Origin of the sequence: Alteromonas ulvae, assembly GCF_048987005.1 — a bacterium.
GTDB lineage: Bacteria > Pseudomonadota > Gammaproteobacteria > Enterobacterales > Alteromonadaceae > Alteromonas.
Genome location: NZ_CP185261.1, coordinates 2,461,764 through 2,479,484, shown reverse-complemented (window position 1 = coordinate 2,479,484; position 17,721 = coordinate 2,461,764). Strand labels below are relative to the sequence as shown.

Below are 17,721 nucleotides of genomic sequence, written 5' to 3'. Positions count from 1 at the left end.
ATTCGAGGAGAATGGCGTGTCGGGAAATCACATCACAGAAAAACAAGTCAGGTTATATATGAAGTTCAGAAAGGATTTCACGCAGGAAGTGGCCGCCAGTAAAGCGGATATCTCTGTTAGCTCCGCCAGACGAATCGAGAATGGTCGTCACCAACCTAATCAAGCAAAACGCCAATGGCGTACCAGACCCGATCCTCTTGAAGCGGTGTGGGAGAGTGTCGTTGTTCCCATCTTACAACAAGATGAATTGATTACGCCGGTAGGCGTATTTGATCATCTATGTGAATCACATAGTGACGACTTCCCAACTACAGCACGACGTACGCTTGAGCGCAGAATTAAGAAGTGGCGACAATTACACGGTGGCGCTAAAGATGTGATGTTCTTGCAGCATCACGAATCAGGACTACTGGGAATATGTGACTTTACCCACGTCAAATCTCCTATCACCATAGGACGAGAGCCGTGTAAGCACATGCTGTTTAACTATCGCCTAGCGGCCAGCGGCTGGCAGTATTGCCAAGTAGTTTATGGCGGTGAGAGCTTTGCTGCATTCTCCGATAGCCTTCAGAAAGCGTTTAGAGAAAGTGGTGGCGTGCCCAAAGAAGTCCGTACTGACAGCTTAAGTGCGGCGTACCGAAACCATGACAATGCCGAGGCATTTACCGAACGCTATAAGTCGTTGATGGCGCATTACGGCTTTACGGCCACACGTAATAATACCGGTGTAGCTCATGAAAATGGTGTTATCGAGTCTAGCAATCGACATATCAAAGCGCAGTTAGAACAAGCGCTGCGTATACGCGGCTCGTTCGATTTTAACTGTCGCGATGACTATGAAGGCTTTATTCAGCAGTTAGTTGGGCGGCGTAACAAGCGTATCAACACCGCCTTTATCAAAGAGCAGCGACAATTACAGCCATTGCCGCCTGTAGGTAGCGTCAATTACTCAATAGAATATGTGCGCGTCTCGCGCACCAGCACTATCAATGTTAAACGCGTGACCTACACAGTGCCTTCCCGCCTGATAGGCAGTCGCTTGCGGGTACAAGTGTATGATAACAGGTTAGCCTTATATCTCGGTCATGAACTGACTTACACCCTAGAGCGCGTTTATGCGCAAGGCAGTTCGCGTAAACGCAGCGTCAATTACAAACACGTCATAGATGCTCTGGTTAAAAAGCCACAAGCCTTCCGGTGTTCACAGTGGCGCGACGAGCTATTACCTAACGAGGATTACCGATGCATCTGGCAATATGTTAACGGCAATATGAAAGCAGATGATGCCTGTCGTTATATCGTCAGAGTGCTTCACCTTGCCAGCAAAGAAGATAACGAAATACGGCTGGGGCGCTTTATCATGCAGCAACTGAATACGGGGAGACTGCCCAGCCTGTTTGACTGCCAAGAGCGCTTCCAGCAACAAACACGTGATATACCCCAACTCCAAGTGGGGCAGCATTCGTTAAAACAGTATGGCCTACTGTTGCAAGGAGGTCGACATGACTAATACAGCTTCACTGCCATTGATGCTAAAAAGCTTGCGCTTAAGTGAGTTCAGAAACCACTGGGAGAGCCTTGCTGAAAAAGCACTGCACGAACAATGGCGACCAGAACACTACTTGAGTGAGTTGTGCCACATGGAGCTGGCAAGTCGGACAGACAAGCGACAATTACGTTATCTAAAAGAGTCGAACTTGCCCTCAGGCAAACATGCTGGCGGCTTCGACTTCAATGCTATAGAAGGCATTAGTAAAGCGCGCCTGCATGACCTGGCTGATAACCACGAATGGGTTAAACAAGCCACAAACCTGCTACTGTTCGGTGCTAGCGGTGTAGGCAAAACCCACCTCGCCAGCGCATTAGGTTACAGCCTGATAGAAGCCGGAACCCGCGTAAAGTTCTATCCGGCCACCGCCTTGGTGCAACACCTACAAGACGCAAAACAGCAACTAAAACTCCAGGATGCGCTGAATAAACTGGATAAATACCAAGTGCTAATCGTAGACGACATCGGCTATATCAGAAAGACAGAACAAGAAACCAGTGTGCTGTTCGAACTCATTGCGCACCGTTATGAGAGGTTCAGCCTTATCATTACATCCAATCAATCGTTCGAAGACTGGGATGCATTGTTCACCGATACCACCATGACAGTTGCAGCTATAGACCGGCTCGTTCATCACTCACATATCATTCAATTACAGGGAGAAAGCTATCGAAGAAAAACAGCAATAAAACAGGAAGAATAACTCAGCGACAACCGGTCAAGATAATTGACGCCGGACCGGTCAAGACAGTTGACGTTCTATACTCCCATAAGCTCTGGTAATTCTGCTGGCTTTAATGCAGCCATATTTTCTTTTTTCGGCTTTTTAAACGCAGCTTTAATTCCTACAAGTGGGTTAGCTTGAATAAACCCACAGTTTGTAGCGAAATTCATTATTTCATTTAGGCGCTGTGATAAGCGTTTAACTGTTTCCAAACTTCCTTTCGCCTCAATAGGCTTAAGTAAGTCGATAATTTGTGGGGCAGTAATAGCACTTACCGGAACTTTCGCTATAGAAGGGAATATGTGTAGCTCTAAAGAACGCCAGATATCAACGGCGTAGTCAGGTGTAATATCGTCCTTTTTAATTTCAAACCATTCTTTAGCCACGTTGTTGAAAGTATGCTGGTGGACAGACTTATATTCCTGCTGCTGACGTTTTCGCTCTTCTTGAGGGTCAATGCCTTGGGCAAGTAACTCGTTTGCTTCAAGCGTCGTTTTACGAGCATTCGCTAGTGACAGGTCAGGGTACTTACCTAGACTGAGGTTAGCTCTTTTGCGGCTAGTAGGCCTGTAATAATTAAATATCCAATTCTTAGAACCATTTGTCTTAATACGAAGTCGAAGGCCATCACCATCAAACAGGTTATATTCTTTTTCGCTTGGCTTTGCAGATTTGATTTCTTTATCAGATAGCCGTGTAGTAACTTTTGCCATAATGGGTACACCAATTTCATCTAGTTTGCGTAGTGTACCCAATGGTGTACCTAAAGATCAAAGAAGCTAGGGGAAGCTAATGAACGTTATAATACGCTAAGTTATTGATTTTACGTTGTTGAAGACATAAAAAAAGACGTCATAGGACGTCTTAATTTATTGAATTGGTGGAGCTGGCGGGATTTGAACCCGCGTCCAGAAAATGTCTACCTTTGGTACTACATGCTTAGTTTGTCTTTTCTTTAACTACTTTAGACCCCGACAAACAGGGTTCCTGGTAGCTGTCCTAATACTATTTCGCGGTTCAACCTTAGGAAAGTTTCCCTCGCTAGTTTGCTTATATGACCTTCCAAACCCACGCTAGCAAACTAAGCTGTGGTGGAAGGGCCTATACCGGTTATTAAGCGGCTAGTGCGTAGTTTTCGTCGTTTGCGACTATTTAATGCGGCTTTTTTAAGAGGCCAGCCGCACCTCTGCATGCACCTCCGGCTTCCTAGATCCTGTCGAATCCTAATCAGCCCCGAGTGTGAATGCAGAGTATAACATAACTCGGTGTACGTTAAACGTTTCTTTTATAAATTGCTTTCAAAAGATGCATTTATAATCAATTACCTTTAAAATGTGAATCATTCAAATCTAGCTGTGTTGTGCATGTCTTCAAACTCTATTCTATATTCACCTTACACATTGCCTTGCGGTATCACGGTTAGGAATCGCCTAGTTAAAGCGGCAATGGAAGAAAATATGTCAAGTAAGGGGTGTGTTCCTGGCGAATCCCTTTTTTCCCTCTATCGTTATTGGGCTCATGGTGATCTAGGTATGGTCATTACCGGAAATGTAATGGTAGACAAAGAGGCCATGACAGGCCCTGGTGGCGTGGTGCTAGAAAAAGACACAGATATTGCAGCCTTTCAAAAATGGGCAAAAATTATAAAGTCCAACGGCGCGCTTGCCGTAATGCAAATAAATCATCCTGGTCGTCAAGTATTTAAAGCCATGCAGGGTAAAGCGATAGCGCCTTCTGCGGTGCCGCTAGATATGGGTAAGCACTCAAAATTGTTTGCCGTGCCTCGAGAAATGACCTGCCAAGACATTCACGATGTATGTCAACGCTTTGTTCATACTGCGAAACAAGCTGAAAAAGCTGGGTTCGATGGTGTCGAGGTTCACGCTGCTCATGGTTATTTGCTCACCCAGTTTTTGTCACCACTAACCAATCAGCGTCAAGACGAGTGGGGCGGTTCTATTATTAATAGAGCACGGCTACTTATTAATATTGTCAGTCAAATACGAGCGGTTTGTGCCAAAGATTTCATTGTTATGGTGAAGTTGAATTCAGCTGATTTTCAAAAAAATGGGTTTTCTTTTGACGATGCCTGTGAAGTGGTAAATCGATTAGAGGCACTGGGGGTCGATGTTGTTGAACTTTCTGGGGGGAGCTATGAGGCACCCGCTATGCAGGGACAGACCAAAGACAATACAACACTTGCCAGAGAGGCTTACTTCTTAGAATTTGCGCACGCGTTAGAGAGTAAGACTGATATACCGTTAATGACAACTGGCGGGATCAAACGTGCAGAAATAGCTGAGCGAGTAGTGCAAGAGGGCTGTGAGCTTGTTGGTCTAGCAAGTGCACTTGCTATTACGCCTAATTTGGCTAAAAAGTGGCAACAGGAATGGTCATATTCTGGCATAATCCCCCATTGCACATGGAAAGATAAATCTTTGGCGAGCCTCGCGAACATGGCCATTGTAAGAAGACAGCTTCGTCGCCTTGGGAACAACCTAACTACACTGCGAAGTCCTTCTCCGCTCTGGAGCTTAATCTTAGACTTACTGCACCGCAAAAGAATGACCAAGCGGGATGTAGCCTTTAGAATGTCTCAGTAAAACCGAAACCAAGTAGGTAGGCTTACAGGGCGATTCACAGCGAACAATACAGCACGTTTATCGAGGGAGAGTGCACAGCATTACATGCTGTGCTTCATTAATCTCTCTTTTTGACGCTGCCAGTCTTGGTCTTTTAGCGTATCCCGCTTGTCGTGAGCGTGTTTACCCTTCGCCAGATGAATTTCCAACTTAACCCAACACTTCTTCCAATACATAGAGGTGGCTACGATGGAATAGCCTTGTCTATCACGGGCCCCCATTAAGCGGTCGATCTCTCGTTTATTAAGCAACAGTTTACGTGCTCTTTCAGGAGCTGCTATAACGTGGGTCGATGCCTGAGTCAGCGGACTTATTCTGCACCCAACAAGGTACGCTTCCGCGTTTTGGATGATGATATACGCATCGGTAATATTAACTTTACCAGCCCGAATACTCTTGATTTCCCAGCCTTGAAGCTCTAAACCAGCCTCAAACTTGTCCTCTAAGAAATAATCATGACGCGCCTTTTTGTTCTGCGCGATGTTTCCAGTGGTATTTTTGTTTGCTTTATTCTTTTTCATAAACGCTATTATACTGATAGTGTGAATAAATGTCTTTAAATGTGTCTTACAAATTTAGGCGTGTATCGTTTTATATTTGCTGAAAAGTATCAACCGATAACAGATTATTCATGCACAATTGTGGTTTCAGATCTAAAAAGATGAAAAATAACTGTGATATAATTTTGCGATTAGAAATTGTATTAGTGAAATAGATGCCAAGTATTCATAGAAGTGCACTTGTAGCTCATAGTGCAGAGGCCATGTTTAACTTAGTGAATGACGTTGAGTCGTATCCACAGTTTTTACCGGGTTGTGCAGACAGTAAAATTTTGAACAATACAGAACAAGCGATGAGCGCATCGTTATTAGTCTCAAAAGCCGGGATTAAACAGTGGTTTACCACCGAAAACGTATTGTATCCAGCTGAGCGAATTGAAATGCAGCTGGTCGATGGTCCTTTTCGGTCTCTATCCGGCGGTTGGACGTTTTCAGCGCTATCTGATGAAGCGTGTAAAATAGAACTTAACTTGCACTTTGAGTTTGCCAATAAGCTTGCGGAAATGGCATTTGGAAAGGTGTTTAATAATTTGGCGTCAAGCATGGTGACCGCGTTTACTGAAAGAGCAAAGAGTGTATACGCATGAGTAGAGAACTAATTAATGTCGAGGTAGCCTACGCGCTCCCTACTAAGCAGTCTTTAGTTAGCATTGCCATCGATAAAAGTGCGACTGTGGAAGACGCCATACGGGCTTCAAACCTTCTTCAGGAGTACCCCGATATTGATTTATCAAAAACCAAAGTGGGTGTATGGAGTCGTGTAGTTAGGCTAAAAGACACACTCACTGAGGGCGATAGAATAGAAATTTATCGTGCGCTAATTGCCGATCCAAAAGAAATAAGAAAACGTCGAGCCGAGAAAGCGAAAGAAGAGGGTAGAGCCGATAGAGTGACTGGCGGCAAGGTAAACCCTCTCAAAGCGAAGTAAGTCGTTACAATGTTTTGTCAGATATGCTTCCCAATTCCAAAAATGGAGAAGCATCAATATTTTCAGCATCCATCATGGTGGCTATGCGCTGCATTGTTGCTACCATCTGACTTTGCTCCCATTCCTTAAGTTGAGAGAAACGCTCAACGAAATGCTCCTGCAAAGGACGAGGTGCGTCCTTAACCGCCACTTTACCGCGGTCAGTAAGAAACACACCTACCTTTCTTTTGTCTTTGGTGCTTCTAATCCGTGTGGCTAGGTCGCGAGACTCAAGCCGGTCCAAAATATTAGTAATGGTTGCAGGACTCAAATTAATGTTCTCTGCAATTTCGCGAACCATAATACCTGGCTGCACTTCTATATTTTGCATAACGAGTAATTGTGGGCCGGTTAGGCCCACGTGCTTACTCAGCTGTTTGCTGCGCAAATCTACAGCACGGATGACGCGCCGCAGGGCAACGAGCAATTCTTCTTCTTTTCGCATATTTTTTCCAACAAATGGGTAACGTGTGTTACTTAAGCAAATGAATAAAGTGCTGGTGCTTGTGATAATGATCTATCACATCATTAATGACCGAGAGCTTCGACCAACCCATAATGTCATAGTTTTGACCGCCTTCACTCAAGTGAACCTCTGCGCGATAATACGTCTTTTGTAACCCCTCGTCCATTTGCTCTGTTGGTGCGAATTCGGGTTGATCAGTTGAAGTAGGGTACACGGCATAGATAAAGTCTGGATCTGTACCCATACTAACGGTTAGGATAAAGGCTTCATCAGTTTCTACAACTTTCACTTCGAAGTTCTGTTCCTCGAACTCTTTACCTACTTCATTCATCGCCGGCAGCGCTACTTTTCTCATAAAGCGAAGCACAGCGTCTTCATCTGGGAAGGATACAATGTTTTCGAGACGACCTTTCCAATTTTTGTCACCATCGTTGTGCTGGGGTGCACCCGCAAGCACTTGTAAGCTCTCTCGTTTGTAACCTTCTACGCGAAGTGCTTTAAGTAAGCCAAACATCGCAATAAGCAACACAATTGCAAATGGCAGGGCTGCGGCGATAGTCATTGTTTGTAATGCTCCAAGACCTCCTGCATAAAGCAGTACAGCGCTCACCACACCCACGCCAACTGCCCAATAAATTCGTTGCCATACTGGTGTGTCGTTTCGTCCGTGTGAACACAACATATCGACAACCATGGCGCCAGAGTCACAGGAGGTAACGAAAAATACGATTACCATTAATACGGCGATAAAATTCAGAACACCTGAAAACGGGAACTGCTCTAGAAAAACAAAAAGTGCGATTGCTGTATCTTCGTTCACCATATTGGCGAGCACATCTTGGCCTTGCACGAGTACTTGGTCAATTGCGCTATTTCCGAAAACCGTCATCCAAAACAGTGTGAAAACTGATGGTATAAGCAGCACGCCAAGTATGAATTCTCTGATAGTTCTGCCATACGATATACGCGCAATGAACAGACCGACAAAAGGTGCCCATGCAAGCCACCATCCCCAGTAGAAAATTGTCCATCCACCAATCCAGTCTGTTTTGTCGTACGCGAATAAGTTAAAGGTATTTCTCACGATATCTGCAAGATAAGCGCCAGTGTTCTGCATAAAAGCCTGCAGTAAAAAGACAGTTGGCCCCAAGATTAAAACGATGAGCAAAAGCACTATGGCCAGAACCATGTTCGTTTCTGACAGTCTTCTTATCCCTTTATCCAAACCTGTGGTTACCGATATGACGGCAAGACCAACTACACAAGCCATGATGATAATTTGAACGCCAGTGCCAGATGGCAATCCGAATAAGTAGTTAAAACCAGCATTAACCTGAGAAGCGCCCAGTCCGAGTGAGGTCGCAATACCAAACACCGTGGAGGTTACCGCAAAGATATCCACAACGTGCCCAGGCCACCCATATATTTTTTCACCAATAAGCGGGTAAAGCGCAGAGCGAAGCGTTAGTGGAAGGTTTTGTCGGTATGAAAAGTACCCTAATATGAGCGCAACTATGGCGTATATAGCCCACGCATGAACGCCCCAATGAAAAAAGGTAGTTTTCATTGCTTCTCTTACAGCATCTATTGAACCCGCTTCAGCTGTTGGTGGAGCCAAGAAGTGCATTAGTGGTTCAGAAACGCCGAAGAACATTAACCCAATGCCCATTCCAGCAGCAAACAACATACTTAACCATGTAGGAAAGCTGAATTCAGGGGTGGCGTGGTCGGGACCAAGTTTTATTTCGCCGTAACGTGACATGCCGAGGTACACAACGAATAGCACCACAAACGCAACCGCAAGCACATAAAACCAACTACCGTTTGCCACGATAGCGCTTTGCACTGTTTTAAATAATGAATCAGCCACAGTCGGCATCAAGGCCGCGAAGCACATGAGTAGTATTATGATTGCGGATGATGTGTAAAACACCGGTTTGTTTAAGGGAGACTTGTTTTCATCTTCTATCACGCAGAAAAATCCTTCCACTTGTATTTAATTACAACAATTTCCCTCAAATATACCCCAAAATAAGGTTTTTATAAACATGTGTTTAAATAATTAGCTTTGATGCTAACTTTAAGGTGGTGACTTATTTTTTGTAAAATTAGTTTTAGTTAATACGCAAAATTACGCTTTTTATTCGTCATTAATTTATATTTTTGGTGTTTTTGCATAAAACTTAATCGTTAGAGTAGAAATTGTTTTCTGTTTGTGGGTTAATAAAGATGATCTTATTAATACATGTTTCAAGTAAACAGTATCCGAAGAATAAAAAATCAACATCAAAGGGAAAACACACATATGCGTAAAACTCAGCTTAGCTGTGCGATCGTCGCTGCATTGGCAACAACATCTATAGCCGCGCAGGAGTCGAAAGCACCCGCAAAACTCGAAACCATTGAAGTAACTGCAACAAAACGTACTGAATCTATCCAAGATGTTCCTGTTGCGGTTCAAGCTTTGAACGGCAAAGCGTTGGAAAATCTTGGCATTGATAACTTCCAAGAATATGTCGAGTTTCTACCTAACGTTGTTTTCCAAGGCACGGGACCTGGCCAAAACGAGATTTATATTCGCGGAGCCGCAACAACGCAATCAAATATCATGCTGTCTTCAGTTCAAGCATTGCAGCCTTCGGTAGCCTTTTATCTAGATGAAATGCCAGTGTCTATGGCCGGTCGTAACCTTGATATTTACGCAACTGACGTTGAGCGAGTTGAAGTGCTTCCCGGGCCACAAGGCACACTGTTTGGCGCAAGCTCTCAGGCCGGCACCATTCGCCTTATTACCAATAAACCAGATCATACAGGTTTTGCTGCCGGTTTTGACACTAATATCGGCTTCACCAAAGATGGAGAGATGAGCAATTCAGTTGAAGCTTACTTCAATATGACACTCACCGATGATTTGGCAGTCCGCGTAGCTGCATACAACGACCAACAAGGTGGTTGGATTGACAACGTAAGAAATGTGCCTGGAGAAGGTGGCTACATTGGAAGCGCAGTTGTTGTTGATCGCATTTCTGGTGGAGTGCTTGCTGACCCTGTTGCGATGGATGCAAACCGTATTACTAACCCTAATATTTCTTCAAGCTCTGAAGCATCGGTGGTGTCACCTCAGAATGACGCGCTTGTTGAAGAAGACTTTAATGATGCGGTATATTCTGGTGCTCGCTTCGGTTTGTCATACCACATTAATGACGATTGGGACTTGCTAGTACAACACACTCAGCAAACGTTAGACACTGAAGGTGTCTTTTCTTATGACCCTACGCTAGAGGGCGAAACTTCTGCTATACGTTTTCAACCAGAAGAAAACAGAGATGAGTTTGGACTCACAACGTGGACTGTTGAGGGCCGCTTGGACAAACTTGATGTTGTATACACTGGTGGGTATTTAGATAGAGAAATCGACACATTAGCTGACTATACGGGCTACACCAATGGTGGCTTATTTTCAGCATATTATTTATGTAATCATTACGATACGCCGGATAACGCAGCAGACGAGCGCTGTCTAGATCCAACAAAATTCTATAGAGAAGATACCTCTTCAACTCGAAACACTCATGAATTGCGTTTTAATACCACGATGGATACACCGTGGCGCGTTACCGCTGGTTTATTTTACGACGAACAGGAAATCGCAACAGTCGGTCAATTTAAAATTCCGAATACTGAACTGTTCAATAATCTTGAGCGCACTCTAGTGGGTAATGAGGGCATCAATAGTGACGGTGGACCTTTCCCAAGTGAGGTAGGTTTCGTCAATGATATTACTCATACTATTGAGCAAATAGCCGTTTTTGGTCAATTAGAATACGACCTGACTGAAAAGCTCACGGCTAGCTTAGGTGCGCGTTGGTACCAAATTGATGATATTTATGTGGGTTCAACGTCAACAGTTGACGTAACTCGCCGTATTCGTGCTTTCGGTACACAGGACCCTGATGAGTTAGCGGCAGTTGGACTTGACCCCGATGCGGTTAACGCAGCAATTCAAAGCGGCCAGTTAGAAACTGACCTTCTTGATAGCAATGGCGTTCTTACTGTTGACGATACTATCTTCAAATTTTCACTAGACTATAAGGTGAATGAAGACGTACTTGTTTTTGCAAACTATTCTGAAGGCTTCCGTCCGCCGGTGACAAACCGTGTTGGTGGCGGTTTAGCGTCTAATCAAAGCGGAAAGTTTGAAAACTTTCGTATTCCGGTCTATTCAACGACGGATACGTTAGACAACTACGAACTTGGACTGAAAGGTGATTTTTTTGACGGCTTATTTCGCGTAAATGCCACAGCGTATTATTCTGAAATTACGGATCTTCAAACGTCACGTTTTGACCCAACCAATATTTCGTTCCTCGTGTTTACCGACAACGTCGGTGATGCCGAAATCAAAGGCCTCGATGCAGACCTAACGTGGCTTGCTACTGATGACCTAGTCATTAATGCAGCATTCAGCGTACTAGACACAGAGTTGACTAGCATAAACTCTGAGCTTGAAGGTATTGCAGCAGGTGTGGGTTCACGATTACCTTATTCTGCTGAATTTTCGGGTAACATCAATGCCCGTTACTTCTTTGAACTTGAGGGTGGTAAACGAGGTTACGTAAATGGTTCTGTAAGCTACACTGGCGACCGTTTTGCTGGCATGATAATGGATGCCTATGTAATGGAAGATGCCACTCAAAATATTTATGGTACAGGGTCTGGCCTTAAAATAGAGCAAGAAGCTGCGGTGTATGAAGGCGTAACGTACGCAGATTCAAACGGTGAAACGTTCCGCGGCGGCCGTTATGTTCAGGAGTCATACTTCCTTGCTAATTTAGCAGTAGGTGTTACCAACGATGTGTGGAAAGCTGAACTCTATATTGATAATGTTTTTGATGAGCGTGCAATGTTAAATATCGATACGCAACAGTTTACGCCAAAAGTAGTCACAAACAGGCCTCGTACTATCGGAATGCGTTTCTCTTACGACTACTATTAAGTTAGTGTCTGAGACATTGGGTAAGCCGTAGGTAAAAATCAAAACGGCAAACTTTCGAGTTTGTCGTTTTTTCTATTTTTAGGCATGCTGTAAAAATGAATACTAAAGAACAACAAACACTTCTTACTATAAAGAAAGCTTTAATGCAGTCCCACTTTGCAGCCGTGATCACGCAATGTACTGAATTGCTGACTGTACATACTCCGTTTAATGAGGCAAACGCTGCTCAAAATGAAGCTGATGGCGATGCTAAGGGTGGGCTAAGCAGTGATGCACAGCGTGAAGCGTTGTACTTACAAGCGGTCGCCTACAGGCTATCAGGTAACACGCAAAATGCTATTACCACTCTTGATAACGTAATTGCCTTGTTTCCAGATTACGGAAGAGCGTTTCAAGAACTGGGTTATTGTTATGCGAATATAGACGGTAAAAAGTCTGCTCACAGCTTTTATCAAGCCACTCGATTTAACCCTGCATTACTTGCATCGTGGCAACAGCTCGAAAAAGTGTATAAAAGAGACGACCAGAAGCAAGCACTGACATTGTGTCAGCAGCAAATTCAATTTTTAACCTCACTGCCAAAGCCGCTATTAGGTGCTACAGATTTAATGCACGAAGGCCAATTACACAAGGCTGAACAGGTTTGCAGACAGTTTCTTACTAATAACAAGCATCACCCTGAAGCCATGATGCTGCTTGCTGAATTAGGCATTCAATTAAAGGTATACAACGACGCTGAGTTTTTATTAGAGAGCTGCGTTGAAATGTATCCCGACAATGACAGAGCCGCTGCGGCTTTTCAAAGTCTGTTATCGAAGTTAGGAAAATTTCCTGAAGCAGCGGGGCTGGCTAAAAAACGCTTGGCGCTATCACCGGATAATTTTACCGTGCAAGTCTCATTGGCTCATGCCCTGGTAGGCATTGGTTCCTTAGATGAGGCAATTCACATATACCAAGAACTTTTATCTGCCAATGACGATCGCCCTGCGTTATGGGTTGCCCTTGGCCACGCTTTTAAAGCGCAAGGCAATATGGAGCAAGCGGTTGGCGCTTATCAGAAATCAATTGCCTATGCCGCTGATTTTGGTGATGCATACTGGAGCCTAGCTAATACCAAAACCTACCGTTTTGACGATAAAATGATGACAAAAATGGTCGCGCAGGAGTCGTTGGCGTCGACAAAATTAGATGACAAAATTCATCTTTGTTTTGCACTAGGTAAAGGATTTGAAGATAGGAAGGACGCTAAAACCGCGTTTCACTATTATAGCCAAGGAAATGCGCTTAAAAAACGAACCTTACAGTTTGATATTGAAAGGACTGAAGCAGCATTAGCAGCACAGCAAAAAGCGTTTCATGCAGAAAGCTTTAAAAAAGCCCAAGGTTGTCAGGCGCCAGACCCTATTTTTATTGTCGGCCTGCCGCGGGCTGGTTCTACCCTACTAGAGCAAATACTAGCTTCTCACTCTATGGTAGATGGCACTATGGAGCTGCACGACGTATTGGGAATTGCATCTTCACTGAGTCATAAGAAAACACCTTATCCGTTTAATGTAAACGAATTAGACGATGAAGCGTGCAAAGCATTGGGACAACGGTACATAGATCAAACGCAGGCATACCGGCAAGGAGCCCCGTTTTTTATTGATAAAATGCCAAATAACTTTATTCATATTGGCCTTATCAAAAAAATACTGCCTAACGCAAAAATCATTGATGCTCGCAGGGCTCCCATGGATTGTTGCTTCAGCGGCTATAAGCAATTGTTTGGGGAAGGGCAAGAGTTCAGTTACGGACAAGACGATATTGGCCGTTACTACGTTGCTTATGAAGCGTTAATGACTCATTGGAAGTCTGTGCTTCCCGGTGAAATATTGACGGTACAGCATGAAGATGTGCTTGATGATTTAGAAGGGCAAGTAAAGCGAATACTCGCATTTTGCGACCTTCCGTTTGAGGAAAGTTGCCTCTCATTTTATGAAACAAAACGGGTTATCAAAACGCCAAGCTCGGAACAAGTTCGCCAGCCTATTTATAAAACCGGTATGGAACAATGGAAACCATTCGAGGAGTATTTGACAGAGCTTAAACAAGCGTTAACTCGTTTACCGACTTAATCTTGCTTTAGCGCAGAGAGGTTTGGCTTTAATTAAAAGATTGAATTAAAGGGCTAGAATAAGAGCTTAGCGTAAAGGCTCGAGTAAAAGGCAAGATAACAAGCCATATATTGTAATGACAAAAAAGCAGCCGAGGCTGCTTTTTTCGTTATGGGTAATTTTGACTGAAAACGGCCATATCACAGCCTGTTAATACTAGTATTTTCTTCGCTTGAGTCCGGTTTCGGCCAAAATTTTTGCTGATATTTCTTCTATGGAATACTTAGTACTGTTCAAAAAGGGAATTTTTTCTTTGCGGTACAAATTTTCCACTTCTCTTAATTCCATGCGGCATTGTTGCATGGACGCATATTTACTGTTGGCACGTCGCTCTGAGCGAATTTGATGTAGACGTTCAGGCTGAATAGTTAAACCAAACAGTTTGTTTTTGTAACGTCTTAACGCTGGAGGTAGCTTAAGCATGTCTCCCATATCTTCTTCAGTGAACGGGTAATTAGCGGCTTTTATCCCAAATTGAAGCGCCAAATATAAACTTGTTGGTGTTTTTCCAGAACGAGATACACCGGTAAGGATAATATCCGCCTCGTCGTAGTCTTTTAAGTTCGAACCATCATCATTGGCTAACGCGTAATTCACCGCCTCAATGCGAATATCGTAGGTGGTTTCGTGAATACTGTGCGTGCGATGTTTTTCTGGTTTTGACGGTACGCCAAGTACTTTTTCCAAAGGAGCAACAAATTGGTCGAGGAAATTATAATTAATACCGACCGATTTAGAGATGATTTTACGAACATCTACATTCACAATTGTATAAAAAACGAGCGGCCGTTCCCCGGTATCTTGAAAACTTTCAGAAATTTGCTCAAGAACTTTTTGCGCGTGTTCCTCTGTTTCAACAAATGGAATAGTGTTGTGATTAAACTCAACGGGGAATAACGAGAGCAGCGCGTGACCAAACACCTCTGCTGTAATGGCTGTGCCATCTGAAATATAAAAAGCTGTTCTCACAACATATCCTTAACATTGTCGTAATTTAATTACAGAATTAATAAAGAGTTTACATTCTTAATACGCCCATTCTATGATGATTTTGTCGAAAAGCCAGACGCTTATCGCGAATGACGACGATAAAGAAAAGTGACAAGTCATTGCGCAGAAGATATTGGCTGTTAACATTTCGATTAACGAATTGAATTTTTTCAGGTAATAAAATCAATAAAACCTGAAATTAACCTCATACCCTACACAAAAAAAGCTGGAGGCTTGGGCTGTGCAAGATTACGTACTTTGGTATCAAGAACTGGGCATGCACGATGTAGGTCGCGTAGGCGGCAAAAATGCATCATTGGGCGAGATGATCTCAAACCTTTCAAACGCCGGTGTGCAGGTGCCAGGTGGCTTTGCAACAACCGCCGAAGCGTTTAATGCGTTTTTAGAACAAAGCGGGTTAGAAGCAAAAATACACGAAACGCTAGACGCGTTAGACGTTGACGATATTGGCGCACTTACTGAAGCGGGTAAGAACATTCGCCAATGGATCATAGACACGCCTTTCCAACCACAACTTGAAGACGCTATCAGAGAGGCATTCGTCACTCTGCAGGGTGATGCAGGAGATGAGGCCTCTTTCGCCGTTCGTTCTTCAGCTACCGCAGAAGACATGCCAGATGCGTCATTTGCTGGGCAACAAGAAACCTTTTTGAACGTGAAAGGCTACGACTCAGTGATGGTAGCCATTAAACACGTATTTGCTTCATTGTTTAATGACCGCGCTATTTCCTATCGTGTTCACCAAGGTTACGACCACAAAGGTGTAGCGCTATCGGCTGGTATTCAGCGCATGGTGCGCAGTGATATCGCGTCTTCGGGCGTTATGTTCACCATCGATACCGAATCAGGCTTTGAAGATGTTGTGTTCATCACTAGCTCCTTTGGTTTAGGCGAAATGGTGGTTCAGGGTGCGGTAAACCCTGACGAGTTTTATGTGCATAAGCCAACACTAGATAAAGGTTTACCCGCTATTGTTCGTCGTAACATTGGCAGTAAACTGACTAAGATGATTTATTCTGATGATGAAGCTCACGGTAAGCAGGTTTCAATTGTGGATATTGAGCCAGTTCAGAGTAAAACGTTCTCGTTAACCGACGATGAAGTGATGGAGCTAGCTAAACAGGCCCAGATCATTGAAAAGCACTACAAGCGTCCTATGGATATTGAGTGGGCCAAAGACGGTGTAGACGGCAAGCTTTACATCGTGCAGGCTCGTCCAGAAACCGTTCGTAGCCGCGAAGACTCTCAAAGCATCGAGCGTTTCCAGCTTAAAGGCCAAAGCAACATTGTGTGCGAAGGTCGCGCTATTGGCCATAAAATTGGTGCAGGCGTTGCGAAGGTTCTGGGCTCTATCGAAGAGATGGATAAGATCCAAGCGGGAGACGTGCTAGTTACTGACATGACAGACCCTGACTGGGAACCTATCATGAAAAAAGCATCAGCGATTGTGACCAACCGCGGTGGACGAACTTGTCACGCAGCAATCATTGCTCGTGAACTGGGTATTCCTGCCGTTGTGGGTTGTACCAACGCAACAGACAGCATTCAAAACGGCGATAGAATCACCGTGTCGTGCGCAGAGGGTGATACTGGTTACATCTATGGTGACGTACTTGAATTTGATGTTGTGACCTCACGCATCGATTCTATGCCAGACCTTCCGCTTAACGTAATGATGAACGTGGGCAATCCGGATCGCGCATTCGACTTTGCTCGTCTTCCTCATGCAGGGGTAGGCCTTGCCCGTCTAGAGTTTATCATCAACCGAATGATAGGCGTTCATCCTAAAGCCCTTCTTAACTTCGACAGCCAGCCTGAAGAGTTGAAAGAAGAAATTACCGATATGATAGCGGGCTACGAGTCGCCAACGGAATACTACATCGAGAAACTTGTTGAGGGTATTTCAACCATTGGTGCGGCATTCGCGCCTGAGAAAGTTATCGTTCGTATGTCTGACTTTAAGTCGAACGAATACTTTAACCTGGTTGGTGGTTACCAGTACGAGCCTGATGAAGAAAACCCAATGCTGGGATTCCGTGGAGCAAGCCGTTATATCTCAGAAGATTTCAGAGACTGTTTTGCTTTAGAATGTGAAGCGATAAAGCGTGTACGCAATAAGATGGACCTGACGAATGTGGAAATTATGATCCCATTTGTGAGGACCGTTGAAGAAGGCCGTAAAGTTATTGAGCTTCTAGAAGAGCAAGGGCTTAAGAAGGGCGACAAAGGTCTGCGCATCATCATGATGTGTGAGTTACCGTCAAACGCACTGCTTGCTGACCAGTTTTTAGATATCTTTGACGGCTTCTCAATTGGCTCTAACGACCTTACCCAACTTACCTTGGGGCTTGACCGTGACAGTGGTCTTATTGCTCACTTGTTCGATGAACGTGATGATGCAGTAAAAGCCTTGTTGTCTATGGCAATCAGAGCCGCCAAGAAGCGTGGCAAGTACGTGGGTATCTGTGGACAGGGTCCATCGGATCACGAAGACTTTGCAGCGTGGTTAGTGGCTGAGGGCATTGATTCTGTATCATTAAACCCTGATTCAGTAGTAGAAACATGGTTGTATCTTGCTGAAAAGCACGGACAGTAAACGCCAAAAGTAAAACGAAAAAACCGCTCAATTGAGCGGTTTTTTATGTTCAGA

Annotated in this window: 13 protein-coding genes and 1 other RNA gene; 8 read left to right on the top strand and 6 right to left on the bottom strand. The window is 44.1% G+C overall.

The window, feature by feature from the left end:
* Positions 1-16 precede the first annotated feature (16 nt).
* A complete protein-coding gene (istA, locus tag ACOJR9_RS10840; RefSeq protein ID WP_420933002.1) occupies positions 17-1,510 on the top strand; it encodes an IS21 family transposase in 1,494 nt (497 codons plus the stop codon).
* Positions 1,503-2,252, top strand: a complete 750-nt coding sequence (istB, locus tag ACOJR9_RS10835; RefSeq protein ID WP_420933001.1) for an IS21-like element helper ATPase IstB — start codon at positions 1,503-1,505, stop codon at positions 2,250-2,252. The genes istA and istB overlap by 8 nt, the downstream gene beginning before the upstream one ends.
* 56 nt (positions 2,253-2,308) lie before the next feature.
* Here istB and ACOJR9_RS10830 read toward each other — a convergent pair whose 3' ends face one another.
* Positions 2,309-3,028 carry an integrase arm-type DNA-binding domain-containing protein gene (locus tag ACOJR9_RS10830; protein WP_420933000.1) on the bottom strand — a complete coding sequence of 240 codons (720 nt, stop codon included), beginning with the start codon at positions 3,026-3,028 and terminating at the stop codon, positions 2,309-2,311.
* Positions 3,029-3,151: 123 nt separating this feature from the next.
* Positions 3,152-3,508: a transfer-messenger RNA gene (gene ssrA / locus ACOJR9_RS10825) on the bottom strand.
* Positions 3,509-3,637: 129 nt separating this feature from the next.
* On the opposite strand from ssrA, the gene ACOJR9_RS10820 reads away from it, so the two are divergent.
* Positions 3,638-4,876 (top strand): NADH:flavin oxidoreductase/NADH oxidase family protein, encoded by a 1,239-nt coding sequence (locus ACOJR9_RS10820; protein ID WP_420932999.1) that lies wholly within the window; start codon positions 3,638-3,640, stop codon positions 4,874-4,876.
* Between the two features lie 80 nt (positions 4,877-4,956).
* Here ACOJR9_RS10820 and smpB read toward each other — a convergent pair whose 3' ends face one another.
* The gene (gene smpB / locus ACOJR9_RS10815; protein WP_420932998.1) at positions 4,957-5,436 is read right to left on the bottom strand and encodes an SsrA-binding protein SmpB; all 480 of its coding nucleotides are present in this window, start codon (positions 5,434-5,436) and stop codon (positions 4,957-4,959) included.
* A gap of 194 nt (positions 5,437-5,630) precedes the next feature.
* Between smpB and ACOJR9_RS10810 the strand changes: the two genes are divergently transcribed.
* Both ACOJR9_RS10810 and ACOJR9_RS10805 read left to right on the top strand, forming a co-directional pair.
* Positions 5,631-6,062 carry a type II toxin-antitoxin system RatA family toxin gene (locus ACOJR9_RS10810; RefSeq protein ID WP_420932997.1) on the top strand — a complete coding sequence of 144 codons (432 nt, stop codon included), beginning with the start codon at positions 5,631-5,633 and terminating at the stop codon, positions 6,060-6,062.
* Complete coding sequence (locus tag ACOJR9_RS10805) at positions 6,059-6,403, top strand: RnfH family protein (protein WP_420932996.1); 345 nt, start codon at positions 6,059-6,061, stop codon at positions 6,401-6,403. The genes ACOJR9_RS10810 and ACOJR9_RS10805 overlap by 4 nt, the downstream gene beginning before the upstream one ends.
* A gap of 4 nt (positions 6,404-6,407) precedes the next feature.
* Here the strand turns inward: ACOJR9_RS10805 and ACOJR9_RS10800 are convergent, their stop codons facing one another.
* Together ACOJR9_RS10800 and ACOJR9_RS10795 are read right to left on the bottom strand one after the other, a co-directional pair.
* On the bottom strand, positions 6,408-6,887 hold the full coding sequence (locus ACOJR9_RS10800) for a MarR family winged helix-turn-helix transcriptional regulator (RefSeq protein ID WP_420932995.1): 480 nt from the start codon (positions 6,885-6,887) through the stop codon (positions 6,408-6,410).
* Positions 6,888-6,915: 28 nt separating this feature from the next.
* Positions 6,916-8,880 (bottom strand): BCCT family transporter, encoded by a 1,965-nt coding sequence (locus tag ACOJR9_RS10795; RefSeq protein WP_420932994.1) that lies wholly within the window; start codon positions 8,878-8,880, stop codon positions 6,916-6,918.
* Positions 8,881-9,213: 333 nt separating this feature from the next.
* On the opposite strand from ACOJR9_RS10795, the gene ACOJR9_RS10790 reads away from it, so the two are divergent.
* Complete coding sequence (locus ACOJR9_RS10790) at positions 9,214-11,904, top strand: TonB-dependent receptor (RefSeq protein ID WP_420932993.1); 2,691 nt, start codon at positions 9,214-9,216, stop codon at positions 11,902-11,904.
* Between the two features lie 143 nt (positions 11,905-12,047).
* The gene (locus ACOJR9_RS10785) at positions 12,048-14,021 is read left to right on the top strand and encodes a sulfotransferase (RefSeq protein WP_420932992.1); all 1,974 of its coding nucleotides are present in this window, start codon (positions 12,048-12,050) and stop codon (positions 14,019-14,021) included.
* 195 nt (positions 14,022-14,216) lie between these two features.
* Here ACOJR9_RS10785 and ppsR read toward each other — a convergent pair whose 3' ends face one another.
* Positions 14,217-15,029 carry a posphoenolpyruvate synthetase regulatory kinase/phosphorylase PpsR gene (ppsR, locus tag ACOJR9_RS10780; protein ID WP_269519582.1) on the bottom strand — a complete coding sequence of 271 codons (813 nt, stop codon included), beginning with the start codon at positions 15,027-15,029 and terminating at the stop codon, positions 14,217-14,219.
* A 262-nt stretch (positions 15,030-15,291) separates the two neighbouring features.
* Between ppsR and ppsA the strand changes: the two genes are divergently transcribed.
* Positions 15,292-17,667 (top strand): phosphoenolpyruvate synthase, encoded by a 2,376-nt coding sequence (gene ppsA / locus ACOJR9_RS10775; RefSeq protein ID WP_420932991.1) that lies wholly within the window; start codon positions 15,292-15,294, stop codon positions 17,665-17,667.
* Positions 17,668-17,721: the final 54 nt, after the last annotated feature.